This is a genomic window from Phaeobacter sp. JH20_02 (assembly GCF_048056915.1).
In the GTDB taxonomy this organism is placed as follows: domain Bacteria; phylum Pseudomonadota; class Alphaproteobacteria; order Rhodobacterales; family Rhodobacteraceae; genus Phaeobacter; species Phaeobacter bryozoorum.
Window position 1 is genome coordinate 751,816 of sequence record NZ_JAYMVP010000028.1, and the last position, 22,263, is coordinate 774,078.

Annotated in this window: 20 protein-coding genes; 6 read left to right on the forward strand and 14 right to left on the reverse strand. The window is 63.0% G+C overall.

The window, feature by feature from the left end; all coding sequences use genetic code 11:
- Window positions 1-18: 18 nt before the first annotated feature.
- Window positions 19-405 carry a YigZ family protein gene (locus tag VWY34_RS17670; protein ID WP_340546192.1) on the reverse strand — a complete coding sequence of 129 codons (387 nt, stop codon included), beginning with the start codon at window positions 403-405 and terminating at the stop codon, window positions 19-21.
- On the reverse strand, window positions 402-1,127 hold the full coding sequence (locus tag VWY34_RS17675) for a M48 family metalloprotease (RefSeq protein WP_340546193.1): 726 nt from the start codon (window positions 1,125-1,127) through the stop codon (window positions 402-404). The genes VWY34_RS17670 and VWY34_RS17675 overlap by 4 nt, the downstream gene beginning before the upstream one ends.
- Before the next feature lie 149 nt (window positions 1,128-1,276).
- On the opposite strand from VWY34_RS17675, the gene VWY34_RS17680 reads away from it, so the two are divergent.
- Entirely contained in the window at window positions 1,277-1,531 is a 255-nt protein-coding gene (locus VWY34_RS17680) for a hypothetical protein (RefSeq protein ID WP_340546194.1), read from the forward strand.
- A 64-nt stretch (window positions 1,532-1,595) separates the two neighbouring features.
- On the opposite strand, the gene VWY34_RS17685 is transcribed toward VWY34_RS17680, so the two are convergent.
- Window positions 1,596-1,892, reverse strand: coding sequence for a DUF167 domain-containing protein (locus VWY34_RS17685; RefSeq protein WP_416544207.1), 297 nt, complete (start codon window positions 1,890-1,892; stop codon window positions 1,596-1,598).
- A gap of 211 nt (window positions 1,893-2,103) precedes the next feature.
- Here VWY34_RS17685 and VWY34_RS17690 point away from each other — a divergent pair, with 211 nt between their 5' ends.
- Both VWY34_RS17690 and VWY34_RS17695 read left to right on the forward strand, forming a co-directional pair.
- Window positions 2,104-2,682 (forward strand): nitroreductase family protein, encoded by a 579-nt coding sequence (locus tag VWY34_RS17690; protein WP_416544179.1) that lies wholly within the window; start codon window positions 2,104-2,106, stop codon window positions 2,680-2,682.
- Window positions 2,679-3,383 carry an EI24 domain-containing protein gene (locus VWY34_RS17695; protein ID WP_340546196.1) on the forward strand — a complete coding sequence of 235 codons (705 nt, stop codon included), beginning with the start codon at window positions 2,679-2,681 and terminating at the stop codon, window positions 3,381-3,383. Before VWY34_RS17690 ends, VWY34_RS17695 begins: the two co-directional genes overlap by 4 nt.
- 98 nt (window positions 3,384-3,481) lie before the next feature.
- On the opposite strand, the gene VWY34_RS17700 is transcribed toward VWY34_RS17695, so the two are convergent.
- Both VWY34_RS17700 and mce read right to left on the reverse strand, forming a co-directional pair.
- A complete protein-coding gene (locus VWY34_RS17700; protein WP_340546197.1) occupies window positions 3,482-3,757 on the reverse strand; it encodes a DUF1467 family protein in 276 nt (91 codons plus the stop codon).
- 57 nt (window positions 3,758-3,814) lie between these two features.
- Window positions 3,815-4,219 (reverse strand): methylmalonyl-CoA epimerase, encoded by a 405-nt coding sequence (gene mce, locus VWY34_RS17705; RefSeq protein ID WP_416544180.1) that lies wholly within the window; start codon window positions 4,217-4,219, stop codon window positions 3,815-3,817.
- 222 nt (window positions 4,220-4,441) lie between these two features.
- Between mce and VWY34_RS17710 the strand changes: the two genes are divergently transcribed.
- Both VWY34_RS17710 and VWY34_RS17715 read left to right on the forward strand, forming a co-directional pair.
- The gene (locus tag VWY34_RS17710) at window positions 4,442-5,161 is read left to right on the forward strand and encodes a response regulator (RefSeq protein ID WP_340546199.1); all 720 of its coding nucleotides are present in this window, start codon (window positions 4,442-4,444) and stop codon (window positions 5,159-5,161) included.
- 1 nt (window position 5,162) lies between these two features.
- Complete coding sequence (locus VWY34_RS17715) at window positions 5,163-5,303, forward strand: hypothetical protein (protein ID WP_340546200.1); 141 nt, start codon at window positions 5,163-5,165, stop codon at window positions 5,301-5,303.
- A 285-nt stretch (window positions 5,304-5,588) separates the two neighbouring features.
- Here the strand turns inward: VWY34_RS17715 and VWY34_RS17720 are convergent, their stop codons facing one another.
- From VWY34_RS17720 to VWY34_RS17740, 5 genes are all read right to left on the reverse strand, one after another.
- Window positions 5,589-6,848, reverse strand: coding sequence for a DUF1501 domain-containing protein (locus VWY34_RS17720; RefSeq protein WP_416544181.1), 1,260 nt, complete (start codon window positions 6,846-6,848; stop codon window positions 5,589-5,591).
- A gap of 13 nt (window positions 6,849-6,861) precedes the next feature.
- Window positions 6,862-8,271, reverse strand: coding sequence for a DUF1800 domain-containing protein (locus tag VWY34_RS17725; protein WP_416544182.1), 1,410 nt, complete (start codon window positions 8,269-8,271; stop codon window positions 6,862-6,864).
- Between the two features lie 212 nt (window positions 8,272-8,483).
- Window positions 8,484-10,268: an aspartate--tRNA ligase gene (gene aspS, locus VWY34_RS17730; RefSeq protein ID WP_416544208.1), complete on the reverse strand. Its 1,785-nt coding sequence runs from the start codon at window positions 10,266-10,268 to the stop codon at window positions 8,484-8,486.
- 371 nt (window positions 10,269-10,639) lie between these two features.
- The gene (locus VWY34_RS17735; protein ID WP_416544183.1) at window positions 10,640-11,293 is read right to left on the reverse strand and encodes an aminotransferase class IV family protein; all 654 of its coding nucleotides are present in this window, start codon (window positions 11,291-11,293) and stop codon (window positions 10,640-10,642) included.
- Window positions 11,236-12,390 (reverse strand): aminodeoxychorismate synthase component I, encoded by a 1,155-nt coding sequence (locus VWY34_RS17740; protein ID WP_416544184.1) that lies wholly within the window; start codon window positions 12,388-12,390, stop codon window positions 11,236-11,238. The genes VWY34_RS17735 and VWY34_RS17740 overlap by 58 nt, the downstream gene beginning before the upstream one ends.
- Before the next feature lie 188 nt (window positions 12,391-12,578).
- On the opposite strand from VWY34_RS17740, the gene carB reads away from it, so the two are divergent.
- Window positions 12,579-15,938 carry a carbamoyl-phosphate synthase large subunit gene (gene carB / locus VWY34_RS17745; protein WP_340546205.1) on the forward strand — a complete coding sequence of 1,120 codons (3,360 nt, stop codon included), beginning with the start codon at window positions 12,579-12,581 and terminating at the stop codon, window positions 15,936-15,938.
- A 226-nt stretch (window positions 15,939-16,164) separates the two neighbouring features.
- On the opposite strand, the gene VWY34_RS17750 is transcribed toward carB, so the two are convergent.
- From VWY34_RS17750 to VWY34_RS17765, 4 genes are all read right to left on the reverse strand, one after another.
- A complete protein-coding gene (locus tag VWY34_RS17750) occupies window positions 16,165-16,878 on the reverse strand; it encodes a trypsin-like serine peptidase (protein ID WP_340546206.1) in 714 nt (237 codons plus the stop codon).
- A gap of 600 nt (window positions 16,879-17,478) precedes the next feature.
- The gene (locus VWY34_RS17755; RefSeq protein ID WP_416544185.1) at window positions 17,479-20,523 is read right to left on the reverse strand and encodes an efflux RND transporter permease subunit; all 3,045 of its coding nucleotides are present in this window, start codon (window positions 20,521-20,523) and stop codon (window positions 17,479-17,481) included.
- Window positions 20,524-20,534: 11 nt separating this feature from the next.
- Window positions 20,535-21,578 carry an efflux RND transporter periplasmic adaptor subunit gene (locus VWY34_RS17760; RefSeq protein WP_340546208.1) on the reverse strand — a complete coding sequence of 348 codons (1,044 nt, stop codon included), beginning with the start codon at window positions 21,576-21,578 and terminating at the stop codon, window positions 20,535-20,537.
- A gap of 3 nt (window positions 21,579-21,581) precedes the next feature.
- On the reverse strand, window positions 21,582-22,097 hold the full coding sequence (locus VWY34_RS17765) for a MarR family winged helix-turn-helix transcriptional regulator (RefSeq protein ID WP_416544186.1): 516 nt from the start codon (window positions 22,095-22,097) through the stop codon (window positions 21,582-21,584).
- Window positions 22,098-22,263 lie beyond the last annotated feature (166 nt).

The following is a 22,263-nucleotide window of genomic DNA, read 5'->3' on the forward strand; positions in this document are numbered from 1 at the left end:
AGGGCGCGTACCCGGCGGTCAGCTGCTCCTGGCCGGGTCGAGATAGGCGCGCACCGCGTCCTGAACCCGGCGAAACCGGTCGCCGCCCAGTTTCTTGCCGCCATACCAGCGGGTGACGATGATCAGGTGATCGCAGAGCCCCTCGCGCTCCATCATGCGCAGGATGACCATACCGGCGCCGCTTTCGCCGTCATCGGCCTTCAGCGCGCCGGTGGGCAGCTGTGCGGCCCAGGTGTTATGGGTCGCCTTGGCATAGGAGCGGTCGGATTTCAGCGCCGCCAGCACGGCGTCGATCTGCTCGCGGCTGGTGACCCGCGCACCGCTGACCGCATAGCGCGAGCCGCGATCGGTCAGCACGACGCCCAGCTGCCTCAGCGAGGCGACGGCTTGGTCCAGATCGCTCAATTCAGGTTATATTTCTGGATCGTCTGATTGACCACGCGCACCCGGTCCGGGTTGGCCGGATGTGTGCCCAGAAAGCGATCGCCCGGATCCGGCAGCCGGTTGAAGAAGCGCACCCCGATGCTGGGACGATACCCGGCCTTATGGGTGATGATGGTACCCAGCTCATCCGCTTCCAGCTCGAAATTCTTCGAATAGGTGCGCGCGCCGACCACCGCGCCAAGATCCTGGGCGCGGGCCACATCCGCCGCGCTGGCGCCAGAGACGCTGGCAAGTCCCGCCAGCAGGATCGAGCCTGCCACCGCGCTTTGTCGTTTGCGCGCCAGATGGCCGCGAATATGGTGGGCCGCCTCATGTGACATTACAAAGGCCAGCTCATCCCGATTGGCAATCTGCCCCAGCATCCGCTGGGTGAAGGTGATCACCGGACGCCCGGACCGGTCCTGGCTCTGATAGGCATTTGGCGGGGCATTGGGGTTGGGGTCGATGCGGATCAGGAAATCACAGTTCAGACCCGGCGCACGCGCCCGGCATTCCCGTTCAGAGACGGGCTCGACCACGCGGGTGACCGCCGCAAAGGCGCTGCGCCCCTCGGCCGGGGACAGGCCCTGAACCGGCGCGCCAGAGGGCCGCGCGGTGGGCGCAGACCCGGTGTCAACCACAACATCACAGGCCGCAAGCCCCATGGTGATGGCACATCCCATCAACAGCAACACCCGACGCATGACATCTCCTTTGCTTTGTCTGTGCCATCTTATCGCGACAGCGGACCGAGGATCAATTGCATGAAGCTCCGGCGGCTGCAATCTGCTGCAAGATCACGTGATGCGACAAAGCCTTGTCAGCGGGGGCGGCCCGGTGGCAAGCTGGGGACATGTTTACCATTGAGCATGAATTCGACGCCACCGTCGTTACGCTCGTCGATGACGAGGCCACCCCGCTGATGGAAGATGTCTCCATCAATATTTTCACAGAATGCGTCACGGTCGAACAGCTGGACCCGCGCACCGACCGGGTTCAGACAATCACCCTGTCGCACAATCAGGTCCGCGATCTTGCAGCGGCGCTGGATCTGCCTGAGGGGGTCTATCGCTTTGCCCGCGATGATGAACCCGAGGCAAAGGGCTGAGATCCATCAGGAGCTGGTGAGGGCGGGCCCCATGGTTGGCGGCGCAGGCCCGGACCCGGAGACCTCAGCGGCGGTAGGCAAAGACCTTCTCCCGAGAGGTCGCGCCGCGCAGCAGTGTCAGCTGCGAGGGGGCAATACCCATCGCGCGGGCCAGCAGCAGCTGCACCGCAGCCGTGGCCTTGCCGTTCTCGGGCGCTGCCGTCACCGTGATCTTGAGCACACCCGCCTGCCCGCAGCTCGCCGCCCCGGCAGGGATAACGGCGTTGCGCGACGCTTTTGGCGTGACGCGGACGGCAATCTCTGCACCGGCGATGGCCAGATGGCTGAGATCGGGGAGGTCTTTCTGCTTTGGCTTGCCCATAGCGGGGTGATCGCGCGGATTGCGGGCAAAATCCATAGACTTTGGCGCTACGACCGGGATATTTCCTGCCTCACACCTCATGTTTGGATCCGGCTGCGGTCCGTGCCTGTCCCCGCTCCGGGCAGGCCAGCTCTGCCAAATTCTCGGATCCCCCTTGAAATCCCGCGCCGCCCTGCCGACATGGGGCGATAGATGTAAAAAGGTTTCACATATGCCCCCTCGCAATGATGCTGCCCTGGCGTTTCTGCTGTCGCGCCGTTCCCGCCCGGCCAAGACGCTGGTGGCCCCGGCCCCAAGCCGCGAGGCGCTGATGCCGCTGTTGACCGCAGCCGCACGCACGCCCGATCACGGCAAGCTGGAGCCCTGGCGTTTCATCGTGATCGAGAAACCCGCGATGGCGCGGCTGGCAGAGCTGACCGGCAAGGCGGGCGAACGACTGGGCAAATCGGCCGAGGATATTGCCAAGGGCCGCAGCCAGTTTGAACTGGGGCAACTGGCGGTCGCCGTGGTGGAGATCCAGAAGGCGAGCCCGAAGATCCCGCCCATCGAGCAGACCTACTCCGCCGGGGCCGTCTGCCTGGCGCTGTTGAACGCGGCTCTTGCGGCCGGCTGGGGCGCCAACTGGCTGTCAGGCTGGGCCAGCCATGATCCCGAGTTCTGCGCCGAAGCCTTTGGCCTGCTGTCGCATGAGCGGATTGCGGGCCTGATCCATATCGCCACCGAAACCAACACACCGCCGGACCGCCCCCGCCCTGATCTGGCGACGCTGACCACCTGGATGGACCAATGATTTTGACAGATTTCTCAAAGGCGCTGAGCCAGATCGGCGATCCCCGCTTTCGCCGGGTCCTGTTTCTGGGCATTGGCCTGACCGTCGCGCTGCTGGTGCTGGCCTATGCGGCGTTTCTGGCATTGATCCAATGGCTGGTCGGTCCGGATGCGACGCTACCGCTGATCGGCCCGGTCACCTGGGTCGATGATCTTCTTTCGATCACCTCGCTGCTGCTGATGCTGGTGCTGTCGGCGTTCCTGATGGTGCCCGTGGCCTCGGCGATTACCTCGATGTTTCTGGATGAGGTCGCACAGGCGGTAGAAGATCGCCACTATCCCGGTCTGCCACCGGCGACCAAGACACCGTTCTGGGATGGCGTGCGCGATACCATCAATTTTCTCGGCGTTCTTGTCGTCGCCAATGTGCTGGCGCTGGTGCTTTACGTGATGCTTGCCCCCTTTGCGCTGTTTATCTTCTGGGGGCTGAACGGGTTCCTTCTGGGGCGGGAGTATTTCACCCTCGCCGCCGCGCGCCGCATTGGCCTGCCGGAAGCCAAACGGCTGCGGCGCAAGCATCTGGGGGCGGTCTGGATCGCCGGTGTGCTGATGGCCATGCCGCTGTCGATTCCGCTGGTGAACCTGCTTATCCCGATCATCGGGGCGGCGACCTTCACCCATCTCTTCCATCGGCTGACCCGGCACGAACTGTCGGCAGGCTGAGCCGCGCGGAGCAAACCGGGGCGGCAAACCGGAGGACAAACATAAAACAGGCGGACCCCTGCCCGCCTGTTGTGATGCCAAAGATATGCTGCGCCGGGTTATTCGGGATCCGGCAGCCGGTCGAACCAGTCAAAATCATTCACCGTGATCCAGCCGCTAAGGATGATCGTTGCAACGATCGCCCAGATGACGGCAGCGGCAATGGTGGTGATCACGGCCTTCTGCTTTAGATAGTGATGCTCGGGCGCACCGGCGTGGGTGCCGGGCACGATCTCGCCAAGGTCGCCCTGCGTCTGAATGCGGATCGGGATCACGATCAGGAACGTCATGAACCAGATCACCGCATAGAGAACCAAACCGGATGTCACACCCATGATAACTGTCCTTCTGAGACCCCCGCCCCACTGCGGAGGGTTAGGGAGCAGATAGCGTCAAACCTGTTCCAATTCCACCAGGCAGCCGTTGAAATCCTTCGGATGCAGGAAAAGAACCGGTTTGCCATGGGCGCCGATCTTGGGTTCGCCCGATCCAAGCACCCGCGCGCCTTCGGCCTTGAGCCGGTCGCGGGCCGCCAGGATATCATCCACCTCGTAGCAGATGTGGTGAATGCCCCCGGCCGGGTTCTTTTCCAGAAACCCCGCAATGGGAGAAGTGTCGCCCAGAGGGTAGAGCAGCTCGATCTTGGTATTGAGCAGTTCGATGAACACGACGGTGACGCCGTGATCGGGCTCATCCTGGGGGGCGCCGACCTTGGCGCCGAGGGTGTTGCGATACTGTGCCGAGGCGGCATCAAGGTCCGGTACGGCAATTGCGACGTGGTTGAGGCGGCCAATCATGGTGCGGTCTCCTGAGTGAACTGATTGCCAAGACTTATCAAAGAGCCATGGCCTGCGGACAAGTGCGCCAATCCGCGCGGCAGAATATTTCCTGCAATAACGCTTCGTTGCGTCGATTTTTGCGCGGTAATTCCATTCAACCTTAGGCTGCGACCTGGATGTTAACCAGCTGTTAGCCCCGTTTCCCTAGCGTTGAGTCGTATCCAGTCAGGAGCCTTAGTCATGGACGATTCGGAACTGTTTGCTGCTGCCCACCGCCTGCCCACCACCAAACGACCTTTGTTGGGGCTGACCATTCTTGTGGTGGAAGACAGTCGATACGCCTGCGAGGCGATGCGTCTGCTGTGCCTGCGCAGCGGTGCGCGGATCCGCCGGGCCGATTGTCTGAAATCCGCCCACCGGCATCTGAAGGTCTACCGCCCCTCGGTCGTTATTGCCGATCTCGGCCTGCCTGATGGGTCGGGCGCCGATCTGATCCGCTCCATGGCGGAGGCCTCGCCGCGTGTCGGCGTGATCCTCGGGATCTCCGGTGATGAAGCAGGTGAGGCGATGGCGATGGACGCCGGGGCCGATGGGTTTCTGGCAAAACCGATCACATCGCTCGCCGCATTCCAATCCGCGATCCTGTCGCGCCTGCCCGCCGAACGCCAGCTCTCCGGCCCCAACCAGCTGACCGATGAGGTGATCGAGCCGGATCTCCTCGCCTTTCAGGATGACATGTCCCATGCCGCAGAGGTGCTGAACGAAGCTGAGGAAGGGCAGACATTGGACTATGTTGCGCAGTTCCTTGGTGGTGTGGCCCGCAGCGTTGGCGACTCACATCTGGCAGGAGCCGCCGCAGATCTGGCCGATGCCCGCAGCAGCGGACGCCCCGTTGCCGCCATTGCCGCCCGTGTCGCCGGGCTGGTTCAGGAACGTCTGAAACAGAAAGTCGCCATCTGAGATGATCGAAATCGTTCTCATCGCCTCAACCACTTTGGGCATTGTCCTATATCTTCAGGCGCGGTTCTCGGCCCGTGAAATCCGCCGTAACCGCGACCGGACATTGGGATCGCTGGTCATCCTTGATCGCAGCGACCGCTGATCTGCCGCGCCACGGGACCACCTGATCCTGGCTGACAGGTCACCCCGTCCGCACCCTTGCTGACAGATCGTTGGGCGAGCATCCTTGCTGACAGGTAGCCCGGTCAGTCTATTGGATGACAGATCGCACGGTCGCTATCGCGGTCGGCAACTGCGCAGCACCCACATAGCGGCGCAAGGCGACAGATCGCGCGAGCCGACACACTCTCGGCCCCGCTCCCATTGATCGCTGACTGGCGGCCCAGTGGCGGAGCCGCAAGCCGCCGCAGCGGTCAGCGCATCCCCGTCAGCGCCGCAGCACCCCCGAATCAGCGCCCAGCTCGACGCCGGGAAAAACCACATCTGCAATCTGCTGGGCGTCGGTGCCGATCATACCGCGCATGATCCAGCCCATATGGGCCCGCACATCACCAGTGGGCATCAGATCACGGCGATCAAACAGCGCCGCCTCCTCAAGACCCGGCCACAACCCGTGGACCCGGCCACCCCGGATCGCGCCACCGGCCAGCACCATCGCACCGCCGGTTCCGTGATCGGTGCCGCTGGTCCCGTTTTCGCGCACGGTGCGGCCAAATTCGGTCATCGCCACCACTGCGGTTTTGTCCCAGATCCCCGGCCCAAGATCGCGGTACAGTGTCAGAATGGTATCGGACAGGCGCTCCAGCGCCCGTGTGAGCGCGCCGGTCTGACGGTTGTGCGTATCCCAGCCGTTGATCGAGAAAGCCGCAATCCGGCTGTCACCGCGCAGCTGCTGGGCCGCATAGCTGGCAATCCGCTGATGCGGTCGGGATCGTACCTTGGCCTGCCCCATGCTTCCCGTTGCCTCTGCGCTCCCGGCGCCGTCCGCATCCATGAGTGCGCTGTCGGCAAGGTCGAGCGCCTCTGCCAGAGCGGCATGAAACAGCGGATCCTGCTCCATCATCAGACCGGCCAGACGTTCGGCCTGCGGGCTGAGAGCCATTTCCGCATCCGGCGACCAGTCGGACACCGGGGCCGCGCCCTGCAACAGTTTCATTTCCCCCTGCCCGATGGCAAAGGCGGTGCGCGCCTCGACACCGGGCGTGATCTGCAACAGCCGGTTCAGCCATCCGTCGCGGCGCTGGTGCAGACCCGGCGTCCCGGCTTCCAGCAGATCCTGACCATCAAAATGGCTGCGCTTGTCACGATAAGGCGTTGATACCGCGTGAATAAACCCGAGCTGCTCCGCCCGCCACAACGGCATCAAGGGGGCAAGTCCCGGATGCAGGGAAAAATAGCCATCCAGATCGAGCCCGCCATTTTGCGGCCCTCCCCTGAGGCTCGACCGCAGGCCGGCATAGGCCGGATCACCATAGGGCTGGACCACATCGATGGCATCCATGCCGCCGCGCAGGATGATCACCACCAGTCGGCTGTCCCAGGGGGCCGCAGCAAAGCTCACGGGGGTCAGCAGCGGGCTTGCCGCCAGCGAACAGCCAATCAGACCGAAGCGGGCGAGGAAACCGCGCCGGGGCAGGCCAGAGGGGCGGGATGGGCCAGTGAACCCATGACGCGGTGTCTCGGTCATCTCGATCTCCCTCTCAACGCCGCTGAAAGGCGGGTGAGGCCAGGATCAGTCCTATCGCCTCCCGCTCGGTTTCGGCAGCTGTTGCGACGAACCGCAGCTGCGCGGTTTCCCGGCCGCCAAGGGCGCTTCGCAGCAGCTGAAGCGGCGCGGGCAATGGTCCTGCGCCTTGCACCATCACCTGTGTCGGCACCGACATGCACCAGCGCAGCCGCTCCGCCAGAGCCTGCGGCGTGATCCAGGTTGCATCGGCCTCGGGCCAGCCGTCGGGACCGTTGGAGACCTCCCAGCGCTGGCCCATGCGCTGCATCGGACGCAGGAAGAACCGGTTGACCTGCGCCCGGCTCAGCCCGGTCAGCGCGGCAGCTGGCAACGCCAGCGCCCGACAGGCCGAGGCGAGATAGGCAAAGGGCGGTTTGACGTTTTCAAGGTCAGGTTGCCAGGCCGCCGGATGCTCCAGCAGCGCCGCATAGACCTGCGTCAGATCCCCCGATGTCGCCCGGTAGCGGGCCGCCAGATGGGCGACCAGTGCCGGGTCCGGCGTGTCACGGGTGAAATGCACCGCCAGTTTATGCGCCAGATGATCCGCCGTGGCCGGGTGGCGCGCCAGATCCCGCAGCGCCTGTTTGATCGCAGCCAGACCGGTGACCTCGGCATCGTAGCGCTTTCCCAATAGGGTCTCGGCCCCCGGCTCGGCCCATCCCGGCGCAAATTTGAAGCCTTCGGTGGTGTCGTAGATCATGCCGGTGAACAGCTCGGCCAGCTGGCGCACATCCTGTTGCGTATAAGGCCCGCCAACGCCGAGCGTGTGCAGCTCCAGCACTTCGCGCGCCAGATTCTCATTGAGCCCGACCACCCGCCCCTGACGCTGCGCGACCCGTTTGGCGCGGCGACTGTTGGGGCCGGTGGACCGGTGCTGGTCCAGATAATGCAGCATCAGCGGGCTGGTCACAGCTGCAATCAGCAGATCCTCGAACCGCGCGGCAATATGCGGGCGGATCGACGTCTCGACATAGGGGGTGGCAGCGTAGCGCAGCGCGGCAATCTTGCCCTGCGCGGTGAAGTGATCCGCCCAGAACAGGGCAAGCCGTTCGCGAAACCCATGCGGCGTTGTCACGCAGCGCAGCAGCCGTCGAACGAACCAATCCGCCTGATGGTCCCGCATCAGGGCGCGCTGGTGTTTCAGATCCCTGTCGCGCATCTCGAAATCCGGGCTGCCAGCGGCCGCCTTGCGGGCGCGGCGGGCGGCGGAATAGGCCCGAGCATCCCCCAGCGCAGCGTCAAAACCAGGGATCGGCCAGGTCTGCGCCGCATGATCCGGGGCCTGAAGGTCAGCAAGCAGCCGCTCCGGCCCGGCGGCAGGGGCATGCAGCGGCGACAGGCCGCAGCCGAAACGGATCTCCGCCAATTCCCCGTCAAAGCGCATCGCTTTCCCCGCTCATGAGCTGTTGCAACCCGACAAGAGTAAGATATCGCAGCGCCGACACCAGCTGAATTTCTTCAGGCACGCAACTCTCTGCTCATGGGCGCACTGCGGGCCGCCAAGATCGCGCCACAACTCGACGGAGCTGCGGTGCCCGCCGAATCAAAACAGGCCCGGACATCTGTCCGGGCCTGTTTCAGACTGACCTCCAGAGGTTACTGGTCCTGTGGAATCACCCGCAGCCCCAGCTCCATCAGCTGCTCGCTCAGCGGTTCCGACGGGGCCGACATCATCAGATCTTCGGCGCGCTGGTTCATCGGGAACATGATGACCTCGCGGATGTTGGCCTCATCGGCCAAGAGCATTACCATGCGGTCGATACCGGCCGCGCAGCCGCCGTGCGGCGGGGCGCCGTACTGGAAGGCGTTGACCATGCCGCCAAAGCGTTTTTCGACCTCTTCCTTGCCGTAGCCGGCGATTTCAAAGGCCTTGAACATGATCTCCGGCTTGTGGTTCCGGATCGCGCCGGACACCAGTTCATAGCCGTTGCAGGCGAGGTCGTACTGGTAGCCCTTCACGGCCAGCGGATCGGACAGCAGCGCGTCCATGCCGCCCTGCGGCATCGAGAACGGGTTGTGCTCAAAGTCGATCTTGCCGGTTTCCTCGTCCTTCTCGTAGATCGGGAAGTCGACGATCCAGGCAAAGGCAAAGCGGTCCTTGTCAATGAGGCCCAGCTCCTCGCCGATGACGGTGCGCGCCTTGCCTGCGACGCCTTCAAACGCCTTCGGCTTGCCGCCGAGGAAGAAGGCCGCGTCACCAACGCCCAGGCCCAGCTGCTGGCGGATCGCCTCAGTGCGCTCCGGCCCGATGTTCTTGGCCAGCGGGCCAGCCGCTTCCATGCCGTTGTCGCCGTCGCGCCAGAAAATATAGCCCATGCCCGGCAGGCCTTCGCCCTGGGCAAACTTGTTCATCCGGTCGCAGAACTTGCGGGAGCCGCCGGTCGGTGCCGGGATCGCGCGCACTTCCGTGCCTTCGTTTTCCAAGAGGTTTGCAAAGATCGCGAACCCAGACCCGCGGAAATGCTCGGAACAGTCCTGCATCTTGATCGGGTTCCTGAGGTCCGGCTTGTCGGTGCCGTACCATTTGGCGGCATCCTTGTAGGAGATCTGCGGCCAGTCGGCGGCTGCGTCCACCTTGCGGCCGCCGCCGAATTCCTCGAACACGCCCGCCATCACCGGCGCGATGGTGTCGAACACATCCTGCTGGGTGACAAAGGACATTTCCATGTCGAGCTGATAAAAATCCGCAGGCGAGCGGTCGGCGCGCGGGTCCTCGTCGCGGAAGCAGGGCGCGATCTGGAAATACTTGTCAAAGCCCGACACCATCATCAGCTGCTTGAACTGCTGCGGCGCCTGCGGCAGCGCATAGAATTTGCCCGGATGCAGGCGCGACGGCACCAGGAAGTCGCGCGCGCCCTCGGGGGAGGAGGCGGTGATGATCGGGGTCTGGTATTCGTTGAAGCCGATGTCCCACATGCGGTTGCGGATCGAACGGATCATGTTGGAACGCAGCACCATGTTGCGCTGCATCTTCTCGCGACGCAGGTCCAGATAGCGATAGCGCAGGCGGGTTTCCTCGGGGTATTCCTGCTCGCCGAAGACCATCAGCGGCAGTTCCTCGGATTTGCCCAGCACCTCGATATCGCGGATAAAGACTTCGATCTCGCCGGTGGAGATTTTAGGGTTCACCAGGCTCTCATCACGGGCCATGACATTGCCGTCGATGCGGATACACCATTCGGAGCGGACCTTCTCGATCTCGGCAAAGACCGGGCTGTCCGGGTCGGCCATGACCTGGGTCACACCGTAATGGTCGCGCAGGTCGATGAACAACAACCCGCCATGGTCGCGGACGCGGTGGACCCAGCCCGAGAGGCGGACGGTTTCACCGACGTTGGATTTGTTCAGTTCGGCGCAGGTATGGCTGCGATAGTCGTGCATGGGGTGACCTTTCATTATACCGGTCTCATGTCCGGGAGGGCCGTCAATCGGGAAATGCGCCAGAACGGCGCGGAATTCGTCCGGGGTGGTACACTAGGTTGCGACGCCGTTGTCAAGCAAACTGGGCGGATTCGGCAGCCGCGAGCCCCCAATAGTGCCTGTTGCGCGCCCGAGCGAGGGTCTCCCGCCCTCTACGGTCTCATCGCGGACGCGCTGAGGCCTCCGACGTTGGGCCGGACGCCGTGCCTCTGGCACGGCGTCGGTTGCGTTCTGCGGAACCGCAGCGCACCCAATGGTGCGCTGCGACGCCCAAAGGGCAAGGGTCCGCTGGCGTCAGCCAGAAGGGCGGCTTGTCCGCGGGAGCGCCCCCGTCACACCAGACCTGCCGGGATCAGCCCGCGCAGGGAATTGCCCATATGGATGGCCTTGGCACACCTCAGGTCCTCAAGACGCAGCACCGCCTCCGTGCATTCCTCCCGCTCCAGCATCACCTGCCGCAGGATACCCGGCAGCAGGCCGCAGCTGAGCGGCGGCGTGATCACCTGCCCGTCCGGGCGGGTTACAAAGATATTGGTGATGGTGCCCTCGCAAACCTCGCCCTGCTCGTTCAGGAACAGGAGTTCATCCACGCCTTCCGGCAGCGTGGCCCGCGCCGCATCGTAGACCGCGCGGCGGGTTGTCTTGTGCTGAAGCCAGATGTCACCTGCCTCCAGCCGGGCGTCCGCGATAAGCAGCCGCCAATCCGAGGGGCTGTTTCCCAGAGCGGCCGTGGTCAGCGCCAATTGCCCCTCCGCGTCCAGCGTCAGGCGGCAGCGCAGCGGCACCGTATCGGTGGCTTCCGCCAGAACCGCCTCCGCCCGCTTTGGATCGAAAGCGATCCCGAACAGAGCCGCGCTGCGCGCCATCCGGGCCAGATGCAGCCGCAGGTGACGAAAGCCCTGCCCCGGATGCCAGCCCAGCGTCTCGATCAGGCCGAAAGCGGGATCGTTCTGGAGGGTGTCACGCGGGCAAAGCGGGCTTTCCATAGGGCTTCCTCATATTCTGCATCTGCGGTGCTGTCCCAGACCACGCCACCGCCCACATTGAGCGTCGCACGGCCCGCGTCCAGCATCAGCGTGCGGATTGCCACATTGAATTCTGCCCGGCCGTCCGGCGCCGCCCAGCCGATGGTGCCACAATAGATGTCGCGCGCCCAGGGTTCCAGTTCCGCGAGGATTTCCATCGCGCGAATCTTGGGGGCGCCGGTGATGGAACCGCAGGGAAACAGCGCGGCAAAGATCTCTGCAAGCCCCGCGTCGGGCCGCAATCTGGCGCGGACGGTGGAGACCATCTGATGCACCGTGGCGTAGCTCTCGACCGCAAACAGCTCCGGTACATGCACAGACCCGGTCTCGGCGACGCGTGAGATATCGTTGCGCAAGAGGTCCACGATCATCAGGTTTTCGGCGCGGTTCTTCTCATCTTGGCGCAGAAAGTCGCGGCGGCGGGCATCCTCCAACGGATCGTCGCTGCGCGGCTGGGTGCCCTTCATCGGGCGGGTCTCGATGCCCCCTTCTGCATCGGTGCGGAAAAACAGCTCCGGCGAGCGTGACAACAGGTCCGGCAGCCCCTCCTGTTGGACCAAGGCACCGTGGCCGACGGCCTGTCTGGCCTGAAGCGCGGCATAGATGTCTTCGGATGTCCCATAAGCGTCGGCATCAATCGGGAAGGTCAGGTTGGCCTGATAGATATCGCCCTGGCCAATGTTGCGGTTCACCTCTGCGAAGGCTTCGGCGTAGCGGTCAAAAGTCCAGCGGGGGGTAATTCCTTCAAGACCAGCTTCGCTTTCCGCCTGCGGTCGGGTCCGGCCCCCAATGTTCTGCGCTCGCGGTTCCGCATAGACCCCAAAACAAATGAGCGGCAGCCGCCGCCCCGCAGGCATCCGGCCCGCCAGTTTTGGCTCCAGCGCATAGCCCAGCTCATAGGACGCATAGCCCGCCAGCCAATGGCCGGCGTCGCGCGCCGCATCCAGCGCCGCCAGCGCGGCAGGCACGTCTTCGGCCCGCTCTGCGCGGATCATGCGCAGCGGCGTTTCAAAACATGTCCCGGCCCCCATCGGCCCCTGATCAAAGCGAATCCGCACGTCAGCCTGCTCCGTCGTTATGACCTCTCCACATATATCCGTTCGCTATGCGAACAAAACCCACGGATGCGGCATTTCCAATTCGGTTTCCGATCCCCCTTGAACCTTTCGGTGCGGTCCCTATAACGCAGGACAATTTGGGCGCACGGGGGTGCCCATGACTCGCGCAAATCAGAGGGATTCAGGCCATGCCGAAAAGAACCGATATCCAATCGATCATGATCATTGGTGCGGGGCCGATCATCATCGGCCAAGCCTGTGAGTTTGACTACTCCGGCGCGCAGGCCTGCAAGGCGCTTCGTGAAGAGGGCTACCGGGTCATTCTGGTGAACTCCAACCCGGCAACGATCATGACCGATCCGGGTCTGGCGGATGCCACCTACATCGAGCCGATCACCCCGGAGGTGGTCGCCAAGATCATCGAAAAGGAACGTCCCGATGCGCTGCTGCCGACCATGGGGGGACAGACCGGTCTGAACACCGCACTGGCGCTGGAAGAGATGGGTGTGCTGGCGAAATTCAACGTCGAGATGATCGGCGCCAAGCGCGAAGCCATTGAAATGGCAGAAGACCGCAAGCTGTTCCGCGAAGCGATGGACCGGCTTGGACTGGAAAACCCCCGCGCCACAATCATCACCGCCCCGAAGAAAGCCAACGGCAGCGCCGACCTGGATGCAGGCGTGCAGATGGCGCTGGACGAGCTGGAAGACATCGGCCTGCCCGCGATCATCCGCCCGGCCTTTACCCTTGGTGGCACCGGCGGTGGCGTCGCCTATAACCGCGAAGATTACATCCATTTCTGCCGCTCCGGCATGGATGCCTCGCCGGTCAATCAGATCCTCGTGGACGAGAGCCTGCTGGGCTGGAAAGAATATGAAATGGAGGTGGTGCGCGACACCGCCGACAACGCGATTATCGTCTGCTCGATCGAGAATATCGACCCGATGGGCGTGCACACCGGTGATTCGATCACCGTGGCCCCGGCGTTGACGCTGACCGACAAAGAATACCAGATGATGCGCTCTGCCTCGATTGCGGTGCTGCGCGAAATCGGCGTGGAAACCGGCGGCTCCAACGTCCAATGGGCGGTGAACCCTGAGGATGGCCGCATGGTGGTGATCGAGATGAACCCGCGTGTGTCGCGGTCCTCGGCGCTGGCGTCGAAGGCAACCGGCTTCCCGATTGCCAAGATTGCGGCCAAGCTGGCGGTTGGCTTTACGCTGGATGAGCTGGACAATGATATCACCGGCGTGACACCGGCGTCGTTTGAGCCGACGATCGACTATGTTGTGACCAAGATCCCGCGCTTTGCCTTCGAGAAATTCGCAGGCTCCGAGCCCTATCTGACCACGGCGATGAAATCCGTGGGTGAGACCATGGCCATTGGCCGCACGATCCACGAGAGCCTGCAAAAGGCGCTGGCGTCCATGGAGACCGGTCTGACCGGCTTTGACGAGGTTGCCATTCCCGGCGCCGAGGATGGCACCGATGGCAAGGCTGCGGTGATCAAGGCCATCAGCAAGCAGACCCCCGATCGGATGCGGACCATTGCCCAGGCGATGCGGCAGGGGTTGTCGGATGATGAAATCCAGGCCGTCACCAAGTTCGATCCCTGGTTCCTGGCCCGGATCCGCGAAATCGTGGAGGCAGAGGCCGAGATCCGCGCCGAGGGCCTGCCAAAGGATGAGCATGGGTTGCGCCGGGTCAAGATGCTGGGCTTTACCGATGCCCGCCTTGCGAAACTCACCGACAAGAGCGAGACCGACGTGCGCCGCGCCCGCCGTGATCTGGGCGTCAAGGCCGTCTTCAAGCGGATCGACACCTGCGCCGCCGAATTTGAGGCCCAGACGCCTTATATGTATTCCACCTATGAGGCCCCGGCCTTTGGCGATGTGGAATGCGAGGCCCGGCCGAGCGACCGCAAGAAGGTTGTCATTCTGGGCGGTGGCCCAAACCGGATCGGCCAGGGGATCGAGTTCGATTACTGCTGCTGCCATGCCTGTTTCGCGCTGACCGACGCGGGCTTCGAGACCATCATGATCAACTGCAACCCGGAAACGGTGTCGACCGACTATGACACCTCGGACCGGCTGTATTTTGAACCGCTGACCTTTGAGCATGTGATGGAAATCCTCACCAAGGAGCAGGAAAACGGCACCCTGCACGGGGTGATCGTGCAGTTCGGCGGCCAGACCCCGCTGAAGCTGGCCAATGCGCTGGAAGAGGAAGGCATCCCGATCCTTGGCACCTCGCCCGACGCCATCGACCTGGCCGAGGACCGCGAGCGGTTCCAGGCGCTGGTCAACCAGCTGGGGCTCAAGCAGCCGCATAACGGCATTGCCTCGACCGACGCGCAGGCGATTGAAATCGCGGCTGAAATCGGCTTCCCGCTGGTGATCCGCCCGTCCTATGTCCTGGGTGGCCGCGCGATGGAGATCGTGCGCGATATGGACCAGCTCAAGCGCTACATCGCCGAGGCGGTCGTGGTCTCCGGCGACAGCCCGGTTCTGCTCGACAGCTATCTCTCGGGCGCGGTGGAGCTGGATGTGGATGCGATTTGTGATGGCACCGACGTGCATGTCGCAGGCATCATGCAGCATATCGAAGAGGCCGGGGTTCACTCTGGGGACAGTGCCTGCTCGCTGCCGCCTTACTCGCTGTCCAAAGAGGTGATCGCCGAGGTCAAGACCCAGACCAACGCATTGGCCAAGGCGCTGAATGTGGTTGGCCTGATGAACATCCAGTTCGCGGTCAAACCTGACGCCGACGGCAATGACGTGATCTACCTGATCGAGGTCAACCCGCGGGCCTCGCGCACCGTGCCCTTTGTGGCGAAATCCACCGACAGCGCCATCGCCTCCATCGCGGCGCGTGTCATGGCGGGTGAGCCGTTGTCGAACTTCCCCAAGCGCCCGCCCTATGAGCCGGACGCAGGCTATGACGTGAACGTGCCGATGGCGGATCCGATGACCCTGGCCGACCCGGACATGCCGTGGTTCTCGGTCAAGGAGGCGGTGCTTCCCTTTGCCCGCTTCCCCGGCGTCGACACCATCCTCGGCCCCGAGATGCGCTCCACCGGCGAAGTCATGGGCTGGGACCGCAGCTTTGCCCGCGCCTTCCTGAAGGCGCAGATGGGGGCTGGCATGGTGCTGCCATCCTCGGGCCGGGCCTTTATCTCGATCAAGGATGCCGATAAGGGCACTTTGATGCTGGACGCCGCAAAAATCCTCGTGGAACAGGGCTTTACCCTGGTTGCCACACGCGGCACCCAGAGCTGGCTGGATGAGCACGGCGTGCCCTGCGAACTGGTCAACAAGGTCTATGAGGGGCGCCCTCATGTGGTGGATATGCTGAAGGACGGCAACGTCCAGCTGCTGATGAACACCACCGAAGGCGCGCAGGCGGTTGAAGACAGCAAGGAGATGCGGTCCGTCGCGCTCTATGACAAGATCCCCTATTTCACCACCGCAGCCGGTGCCAATGCCGCCGCCCGCGCGATCAAGGCGCAGGCAGAAGGTGACGTTGAAGTAAAGAGCTTGCAGGGCTGATCTGCCGAGGCAGGCAGAGATCGAACCTATTGGAAGGCCCCGGACCTGCGTCGGGGCCTTTTCTTTTGCCCTCGCCGCAACAGGCGGCCTGCTGGGAGGGCTGGGCAAAGGTTCGGACATAGGAAAACCCCGGAGCCGAGGCTCCGGGGTTTTTGGCTGATCAGGGATGGCCCGCCTCCTACAAACGCTTTTGTGGGAAACGGAGCGGAGGCCGGACAGCCCGTGCTCAGCCCGCGCGGCGCATCAGCGCACGCAGCGATCCATCAAATGGGGTGGCCAGTGAAACCCGTTTGCGACCCATCTGCGCCTTGGCAGAGATCACCGAGACCAGCCGCGGGGTGCCGCCCGGACGCATCTGCAACACCGGCGAGCCGGAGGCGCCATATTCGACACGGCAGGAGGTCACCAGCGTCGCGCTGCGGGTGGACAGGATCTGGCAGTCTTTTTCGCGGGCCGGTCGGGTGGCCTGGTTCACGGTATAGGACAGTACATCCACGCTTTCCCCCGGTGTCGGCGCAGCGGCAAGCACGAAGGGGCGGATCTCGCTGCCGGAGATCGGGCGGTCCAGACGCAGCACCGCAATATCGCTGCCCGCTGCGCTGTTGCTGGACCAGCTGTGACGATAGCCGGGATGAACAACAGCCTTCACCACACGGCGTGACGCCTTGGCCCGGCGGCCATTGAGGCCGGCCTCGAACTTGATATTGCGCGGGTTTACCGCCTGCCCGGTCTGCGGATTATAGAGACAATGTGCGGCGGTCAGCACCAGATTTGGCGCGATGAGGCTGCCGGTACACATATTGCGCCCGCCAATATTAAGCCGTCCGACAGCTTCCCAGCCCTCGACGGCGCGCACGCCTGCGGATTGCGCCTCGGCAGGGAGGCTAAAGGTTGTACTCGAAATAAAGGCGGCGGCGATAAGTCCGATAATGCGTTTCATGGTCCACTCCAGTTTTTCCCACATCGCCATCATCAGGGTCTGCTGGGGCTGGAATGCGGCTTGGAGTTGTAGGGAGCTGTCAGAAAGACGTGCAGAATGTGACGTGATTAACGTCCGGTTAACGCGGCCGATATTTGCGGCCATCACTGCGCCACATCTCTATATTTTCCTTAACCTTCCTGAACACTTTTAGAATAATTCCACGTAAACACATGAATAATTGTAACTTTTCCAGCAAGGATTTTGGTGCGTTTTTTCCTGTGTCTGCTGATGTCGCATCGGAATTTGGAAAGGAATCATCGGGATTGAGGCGGAATTGGGTCGGCCATTTCCCCAATTGAGGCGTCACCGGGCGACTCGCTCAATGCGCGAGAATCTTAAGGCAGATGTCTGCCCTCCGCCTCTGCCTTGCCCCTGCCCTGACGCGCTGCGGGGGCCGCGATGGCAGGGTTCTCCCGTGATACCTGACGCCACTGCACGCATCATGCGGACGACACGCTGTCAGCCGCACAGGGTCGCGCACAACCTGAGAGAGATCATTCGCATAGAAAAAGCCCCGGTTCTGCAACCGGGGCTTTTTCAGAGTTCAGCGGGGCGGGATCAGGCTGCGGCAGCCTGTTCGCGCTTTTCATCCCGGGCAAAGAAGATCAGGTAGAACACCGGCGCGGCCACCAGTGTGAGGATGGTGGCAAAGGCCAGCCCCCCCATGATGGTGATCGCCATCGACACGAAAAACGCGTCGGTCAGCAGCGGCACCATGCCAAGGATGGTTGTCACCGCCGCCAGCATCACCGGGCGCAGACGCGACACCGATGCCTCGACGATGGCCTCCCGCAGGGGTTTGCCCTCGGCCCGGACCAGATCGATTTCCTCAACCAGCACGATGCCGTTCTTGATCAGCATGCCAGAGAGGCTGAGCAGGCCCAGAAGCGCCGTGAAGGTAAAGGGCATACCGGTGCCAAGCAGACCAATCACCACCCCGTTGACCGACATCGGCACCAGCAGCCAGATGATAATCGGCTGACGGATCGCGTTGAACAGCAGTACCGAGATAAGAACCATGATCAGGATCGTCACCGGAAGCTGCTTGCCGAGGCTGGCATTGGCATCGGCTGAGTTCTCATGCTCGCCACCCCACTCCATGGTGTAGCCGGTCGGCAGCGACATCGCCTCGATGCTGTCCTTCACCTGGGCAAAGACGGTGGCTGCGGTCAGTTCCGCCCGGATATCGGCACCAACGGTCAAGGTCGGCACCCGGTCCCGACGATGCACGAGGGTGTTCTCCACCACCACATCGACCCCGTCGACCATCTGCTCAAGCGGGATGAATTTGCCCGCCGCCTCTGAGAACACCAGCTGGTCCATCAGATTATAGGAGCTGTCGGCAGGTCGGCGCAGGACGATGGGGATCAGGCGATCCCGCTCCCGGAACACGCCGGTGCGCAGACCGTCGGTCGAGAATTGCAGCGCATCAGCGATGGCATCGCGCGACACACCGGCTGTCTGTGCCCGATCGGTGGCATAGATCGGCTTCAGTGTGATCTCCTGCTCGCGCCAGTCCTGACGCACACTCAGGATGTCCTGCGACGCCTCTTGCAGCCGTTGCATGGCCTCGTCGCCCAGCTGGCGCAGGACGCGCGGATCAGGGCCGGCGAAACGGACCTCGATAGGCGCCCCCCCACCGGGGCCAAAGACCAGCCGCTTGGTGCGGAATTCGCCTTCGGGGAAGCGTCCCTGGCCGAAGTCCTCCAGATCCGCCTGCAGAGCCGGGATGCCCTCAAGGCTCGTTGCGCGGATGATCAGATGGCCATAGCTGGGGTTCGGGTCTTCGGAATCATAGGTCAGCATGAAGCGCGTGGCCCCCTGCCCGACAAAGGTCGCGACCGTCTCTACATCGTCCCGTTCGGCCAGCCAGTCCTCAAACACACGCATATGCTCGGAGGTTGTCGCAATCGACGTACCCTGCGGCAGCTTGTAATGCACAAAGAACAGCGGCGTGTTGGAGTTGGGGAAGAACTGCTGTTTCACCTGACCAAAACCGATGAAGCACAGCACCGTGATCGCAAACAGACCCGGCACCACAAGCCAGCGCAGCCGCAGGGACAGGCGCAGGATATTGCCATAGGTGCGGAACAAGAGGCCGGAATAGGCATCCTGATCGTCGCCGGTACCCTGTTTGAAAAAGTAATGCCCCAGCAGCGGCGTCGCGGTCAGCGCCAGCAGCCAGCTGAGCAACAGCGAAATCCCGATCACCGCAAAGAGCGAGAACATGAATTCACCGGTTGAATCCGGGCTGAGACCAATCCCCGCAAAGGCCATGATCCCGATCACCGTCGCGCCCAGCAGCGGGATCTGGGTTTTCGATGCAGCCTCATGCGCGGCCTCGCGTGAGGTCCGGCCCCGGGCCATGGAGATCTGCATCCCCTCGGCCACGACGATGGCATTGTCCACCAGCATCCCCATCGCAATGATCAGCGCCCCGAGCGAGATCCGTTCCATTTCGATGGCGAAGATATTCATGAACATCAATGTGCCAACAACCGTCAGCAGCAGGGTGGCGCCGACAACAACAGCCGCGCGCCACCCCATGAAGACCGCCAGCACGATGACAACGATACTGACCGACATCGCGAGGTTCACAAGAAAGGCATTGGAGGCCTCGTCTACGACCACATGCTGCTGATAGATTGGCTTCAGCTCCACACCATAGGGGATGTGTGTGCTCAGCTCCGCCAGCCGTGCATCAACCCGCTGGCCGACCTCAACGATGTTTTCAGTCGCAAGGCCCGCAACCCCCATGGTAAAGGCCTCGACCCCGTCAAAACGAATGATCTGCGAGGGATCATCGAGGCGGCCGCGATGCACATCCGCCATATCAATGATATTGATGACCTCCCCCTGAGAGCCAATCGTCAGCCCGGCGATTTCCGTCACCGAGTCCGAGCCTTCGGGCGCGCTGATGCGTGTCTGGGCAGGCCCGTTGTCGACCTGACCGGCAGAGCGGACGGAATTGGCGGTGGCCAATGCGTTCGAAACCGCGCCAATCGGAATATTCTGGTTGACGGTGATCGCCATCTTCGGCTCGACAAAGATCGCCTCTTCCGGCAGGCCCGCGATTTCGACGTCGGCGACGCCATCAACGGCAAGAAGCTCTCGGCGCAGGAATGTCGCCAGCTGGTGGCGTTCGGCATCCGTGAAGCCTTCGGCGGTAACGGCGTAGAAGACCCCGAACACATCACCGAAACCATCGTTCACAAAAGGGTCGCTGACGCCGTCGGGCAGGTTCCGCGCCGCGTCTTCGACCTCTTTGCGCAGCTTGGTCCAGAGGCCCGGCAGTTCGGTGCCGTCAAAGGTGTCCTGCATTTCGACATCGATGCGCGACAGGCCCGGCTGATTCATCGAGGTGATCTGCTTCACCTCCCCCATCTTCTGGATCGCTGATTCCAGTGGCTCTGATACTTCCAGCGCCACCTGCTCGGCGCTGGCGCCGGGGTATTGGGTAATGACTACAGCCTGTTTGATGGTGAAGGCCGGATCTTCGAGCCGCCCGAGGTTCAGGAACCCCCAGATACCGCCAAACAGCGCGGCCAGCATGATGATCCACGTATAAAGCGGCCGATTGATCGACCCGCGTGCAATATCCATCTGATCCGCCCTCAGTTGGTGAAGCCGGTGAAGCGACGCACGGCCGCCCCGTCAGCAAGCGCGCTGCCACCGGTCAGCACGATTTCTTCGCCACCGTTCAGCCCCGAGACGATCTCGATCTGGCCGCCGTCGGTGGCCGAGGTTTCGACCCTGGTCCAGGTGACGGTGCCCTCATCCGCGCCCTTGGGTGTAAATAGCATCACCCCGGTGTCGCCGTTGGCGGCGGGCACGATGGCGGTTGGCGGGACCACAATCGCAGACATTCCGGTATCTACGGTCACCCGCACAGAGGTCGAGGCCCCGGGGAAAATCTGGCGGTCCTCGGGCGGGTCAAGACGGAAGGTCACGCGATAGGTCTGGCCAACGCTGCTGGCCTCGGCGTCGAACTCAAGGATTTCCAGCGGGTAGGTCTTGTCGCTGCCGGGGAAGCTTGCCGTGATGGTCAGCGCGTCATTGTCCTCGCCTTGCTGGAACAGAACCTCGGGCACATCGACCTCGATATGCAGCTCCGACATGTCGTGCAGGCGCACAATCGGGCTGCCGGCGCTGACGGTGCTGAACAGGGCGACCTCACGGCTGGACACCAGGGCATCAAATGGCGCGTTCAGCGTTGCATGTTCCAGCGCATAATCGGCATCCCTGAGCGCAATGCGGGCCAGTCCGGCCTGGGTTTCGGCATCGTCGATGGAGACCTGGCTGACCGTGCCGGTCAGCTTTTCCAGCCGCGTGACGGTTCGGTCCGCCTGCTCTTTTTGCAGCTGGGCCTGTCCCAGTTTCAGCTCGAACGGCTCCAGATCCAACTCCGCGACCAGAGCCCCCTTTGGCAGGAAAGCCCCCTCAGTGACAGGGAATTTCACAACCTGTCCGCCGACCTGAAACGCCAGATCCACCGTCTCTTTTGCCGCGACCTGACCGAAGAACTCGCGCTGGATCGGCACCGCGCCTGAGCGTGTTTCCATCAGTTTCACGGGTTTCAGGACGTTCTGGGCCAGTGTTGGCGTGGCCACCAGTAGCAACGCGGCGACCCCGGCGATGACTCTCGAACTCAGCTGCATGGGTTACTCCTTCCGACGCGGCTTCGCGTCCGCTTTAATGACTGTGTCATGAATCTTGGCCGACAAGGCCGCAAATTGTTTGATTTCCTCCGGGTCCAAACCGGAAATACGTTGGAACAGATCCGTCATCGCCTCGACCAGATACTGGCGTTTGGCGGCGCCGTCGGGGGTGAGCGACAACAACCAGGCGCGCCTGTCCTGCGGATCCCTGCTGCGGCGGATCAGACCCTGCCGTTCCAGCCGGTCGGCGGCCGTGGTCACCGACGAAGGCACCGTCTGCAACATCCGCGCCAGCTCTCCCATCCGGCAGGGCGTGCCCAGACGCACCAGCACATGGCATTCCATCCGGCTCAGGTCTGGCAGGTCAACGGTGTCTTCGATGCAGGCGTCGATGCGCCAATAGAGCGCAAAGACACCCAGCATGGCGCAGACCTCCGGGCAGGTCTCAGCCTGATTGCCGTCCGTCGCGGTATCGCCGTCAGTTTGGGTGTCGCTGTCGTTGCCGGTTTGTCGAATCATACCACCATCGCCTTCATCGCGCATATACTTCAAATTTCGAACCATTCAAGGAGGGAAGCATTTTATTCATATCAACAATGCTCCGGGACGCCCTGATCAGGTTGACGTAGGGGCTGCGCCCGTAACGCCAAGGGCCTTGCCCTTGACCTCACTGGGGGAAGATGCC

Coding starts and splice junctions, on each gene's coding strand:
- carB (WP_340546205.1), top strand. CDS start 12,579: ATGCCGAAAAGAACCGATATCCAATCGATCATGATCATTGGTGCGGGG.
- VWY34_RS17685 (WP_416544207.1), bottom strand. CDS start 1,892: ATGGGCAAGCCAAAGCAGAAAGACCTCCCCGATCTCAGCCATCTGGCC.
- VWY34_RS17750 (WP_340546206.1), bottom strand. CDS start 16,878: ATGAAACGCATTATCGGACTTATCGCCGCCGCCTTTATTTCGAGTACA.
- VWY34_RS17695 (WP_340546196.1), top strand. CDS start 2,679: ATGATTTTGACAGATTTCTCAAAGGCGCTGAGCCAGATCGGCGATCCC.
- VWY34_RS17675 (WP_340546193.1), bottom strand. CDS start 1,127: ATGCGTCGGGTGTTGCTGTTGATGGGATGTGCCATCACCATGGGGCTT.
- VWY34_RS17755 (WP_416544185.1), bottom strand. CDS start 20,523: ATGGATATTGCACGCGGGTCGATCAATCGGCCGCTTTATACGTGGATC.
- VWY34_RS17725 (WP_416544182.1), bottom strand. CDS start 8,271: ATGCGCTTTGACGGGGAATTGGCGGAGATCCGTTTCGGCTGCGGCCTG.
- VWY34_RS17715 (WP_340546200.1), top strand. CDS start 5,163: ATGATCGAAATCGTTCTCATCGCCTCAACCACTTTGGGCATTGTCCTA.
- VWY34_RS17720 (WP_416544181.1), bottom strand. CDS start 6,848: ATGACCGAGACACCGCGTCATGGGTTCACTGGCCCATCCCGCCCCTCT.
- VWY34_RS17760 (WP_340546208.1), bottom strand. CDS start 21,578: ATGCAGCTGAGTTCGAGAGTCATCGCCGGGGTCGCCGCGTTGCTACTG.
- mce (WP_416544180.1), bottom strand. CDS start 4,219: ATGATTGGCCGCCTCAACCACGTCGCAATTGCCGTACCGGACCTTGAT.
- VWY34_RS17680 (WP_340546194.1), top strand. CDS start 1,277: ATGTTTACCATTGAGCATGAATTCGACGCCACCGTCGTTACGCTCGTC.
- VWY34_RS17690 (WP_416544179.1), top strand. CDS start 2,104: ATGCCCCCTCGCAATGATGCTGCCCTGGCGTTTCTGCTGTCGCGCCGT.
- VWY34_RS17700 (WP_340546197.1), bottom strand. CDS start 3,757: ATGGGTGTGACATCCGGTTTGGTTCTCTATGCGGTGATCTGGTTCATG.
- VWY34_RS17765 (WP_416544186.1), bottom strand. CDS start 22,097: ATGATTCGACAAACCGGCAACGACAGCGACACCCAAACTGACGGCGAT.
- VWY34_RS17710 (WP_340546199.1), top strand. CDS start 4,442: ATGGACGATTCGGAACTGTTTGCTGCTGCCCACCGCCTGCCCACCACC.
- VWY34_RS17735 (WP_416544183.1), bottom strand. CDS start 11,293: ATGGAAAGCCCGCTTTGCCCGCGTGACACCCTCCAGAACGATCCCGCT.
- aspS (WP_416544208.1), bottom strand. CDS start 10,268: ATGCACGACTATCGCAGCCATACCTGCGCCGAACTGAACAAATCCAAC.